This window comes from Bacillus cereus group sp. MYBK15-3 (genome assembly GCF_051916765.1).
GTDB classification, from domain to species: domain Bacteria; phylum Bacillota; class Bacilli; order Bacillales; family Bacillaceae_G; genus Bacillus_A; species Bacillus_A cereus.
The window spans coordinates 1-2,532 of the sequence record NZ_JBQAHG010000021.1 but is presented as its reverse complement, the minus strand read 5'-3'; the positions used below and the strand labels follow the sequence as shown (position 1 = coordinate 2,532).

Below are 2,532 nucleotides of genomic sequence, written 5' to 3'. Positions count from 1 at the left end.
AACACGGAAGTTAAGCTCTCTAGCGCCGATGGTAGTTGGGACCTTGTCCCTGTGAGAGTAGGACGTCGCCAAGCAAGCTTAAGACGAGTCAGAATGACTCGTCTTTTTTGTGTTTTATAACTTCTTTTCAAAGCTAAATATTTTGAAGTGCTGCTCATTTTTTAAAAGATTTTTGAGTACGTAGCTATATAAGTTTTATTCAATTTCTTTCGTGATTTTTGACAGGTAATTTAAGATTTTCTATTTTATTTCTTAAAGATAGAATTCATTGGTATGTTAAAATAGTACAGTTGTTTTTGATGTACTTTAATATAAGAAGATTTAAGTTAGAAAAGGAGATAATATGAAAAAGATAAGTATAATTACTATAGTAGTCTTAGTCCTGCTAGTAATCGTGTATATGTTAGTTGGAAATTATTTTTATAACTATGCATTAAATGCGAAACAAGAAAAGGAATTTTTGCAAGATAATCCTCATTTAGTGGAAACGGTAAATGCGTCGGGAGATGTATTGGCTGCAAATGAAGAAAAGAATGCAAACTTCGTATCGAAGTATAAACCTAACACATTAACTATACGTTCTTTCGATAAATTAAATTTAAAAGGTTATGAATATATGAATGAACCATCTAGTCATAAATGGGCAATTGTAGTTCATGGATATAGTGGTAGAGCATCAGAAATGACGAAATATGTTCGTAACTTTTATGAACAAGGCTATAATGTCATAGCACCAGACCTTCGTGGGCACGGAAATAGTGAAGGGGATTATGTTGGTATGGGCTGGCATGATCGTAAAGATGTGTTAATTTGGATTCAACAAATCTTAAAGAAAGACCCTAATGCTGAAATAGCTCTATTTGGTGTTTCAATGGGCGGGGCAACTGTAATGATGACTTCAGGAGAAGATTTACCTTCTAATGTTAAAGTTATTATTGAAGATTGTGGATACTCAACTGTTATGGATGAATTTACTTATCAACTAAAAGATTTATTCCACTTACCGAAGTTTCCTGTTATGAATGCGGCAAATACGGTTACTAAATTAAGAGCTGGGTATGATTTAGAAGAGGCCTCAGCTGTAAAACAAGTAGCGAAAAGTAAAACACCTATGCTGTTCATTCATGGGGATGCTGATACATTCGTTCCTTTTGAAATGTTAGATGAAGTATATAATGCTGCAAAAGTAGAAAAAGAGAAATTAATTGTTCCAGGTGCTGGACATGGGGAAGCGGAGAAAGTAGATTCGAATAAATATTGGAATACTGTATGGAAGTTCGTAGGGAAGTATATTCCGGCATAATTAAAGTTGTTGCATTTATATAGACGATAATCGGAGGGATAATAGTTAATCCTTTTGATTATCGTTTTTTTGTTAATTAGGTATTCTGCTATAAGTGTATTTTTGTATGTACTATATGAAGGAGGTAGAGCAAAAACTTTTGAATTCCTTAATCTCAGTGCTACAATGATTGAAAACTAAATGTTAATGAGGTGTTTTTATGAAAATTGAAGTATGGTCGGATTTTGTATGCCCATTTTGCTATATTGGGAAACGTAGATTAGAGATGGCTTTAGAGCAATTTCCACATAAGAAGGATGTTGAAGTTGAGTTTAAAAGTTTTGAATTAGACCAAAATGCTCCAATCTATTCTGGAACAAGTATTAATGAAGTACTTGCATCAAAGTATGGAATGAGTATTGAAGAAGCTAAGCGTAATAACGTACAGTTAGGAAATCATGCAGCTAGTATGGGTTTAAGTTTTAATTTTGATGAGATGAAGCCGACTAATACTTTTGATGCGCATCGTCTTGCGAAGTTTGCAAAGAATCAAGGGAAAGAAAAAGAGATTACAGAAAATTTACTTTTTGCATATTTCACTGAATCGAAAAATTTAAGTGATGTGGATACACTTGCTACTATCGCTGAAGCTTCAGGTTTAGATAAGCAAGAGGCTTTAAATGTTATTAATGATAAAAATGCGTATGCAAATGATGTTAGAATTGATGAAGCGATTGCTCAGCAATATCAAATTTCGGGAGTACCTTATTTTATTATTAATCAAAAGTATGCTATTTCAGGTGCACAACCACTTGAAACTTTTGTTGGTGCACTTCAGCAAGTGTGGGAAGAAGAGAATCCTGCACCTAAGTTACAAGAACTTTCTTCAGAGGGTGGAAGCGATCTTTCTTGTACTGATGGAAGTTGTTCGGTGCCGTCGAAAGAACAATAGTTTTTATGGTAGAAGAGCGCCCCATAGATTGTTCTGTGGGGTGCTTGTATATAACTATAGAAGAAATACATAAGTGAAATCTATAAAATATAAAGTTTTTTAAAAAACGTATTGACGATTATACTTTAGAGGTGTATTATAGAACAAGTCGCCGATGATATTAACGTCGAAAGCGACAAACGAAATGAAAAACTTAGTTGACATTAACTAACGAAGATGTTAACATAAGGAAGTCGCAAATGAGCGACCAAGTAGTTCTTTGAAAACTGAACGAAACAAACAACGTGAAACGTCAATT

2 protein-coding genes are annotated in these 2,532 nt (G+C 33.7%); both read left to right on the top strand.

The annotated features are described in order from the left end of the window. The first annotated feature begins 343 nt into the window (after positions 1 to 343). Entirely contained in the window at positions 344 to 1,303 is a 960-nt protein-coding gene (locus tag ACTFR8_RS30245) for an alpha/beta hydrolase (RefSeq protein WP_000723978.1), read from the top strand. 199 nt (positions 1,304 to 1,502) lie between these two features. Then, on the top strand, positions 1,503 to 2,234 hold the full coding sequence (locus ACTFR8_RS30240; protein WP_000687945.1) for a DsbA family oxidoreductase: 732 nt from the start codon (positions 1,503 to 1,505) through the stop codon (positions 2,232 to 2,234). Positions 2,235 to 2,532 lie beyond the last annotated feature (298 nt).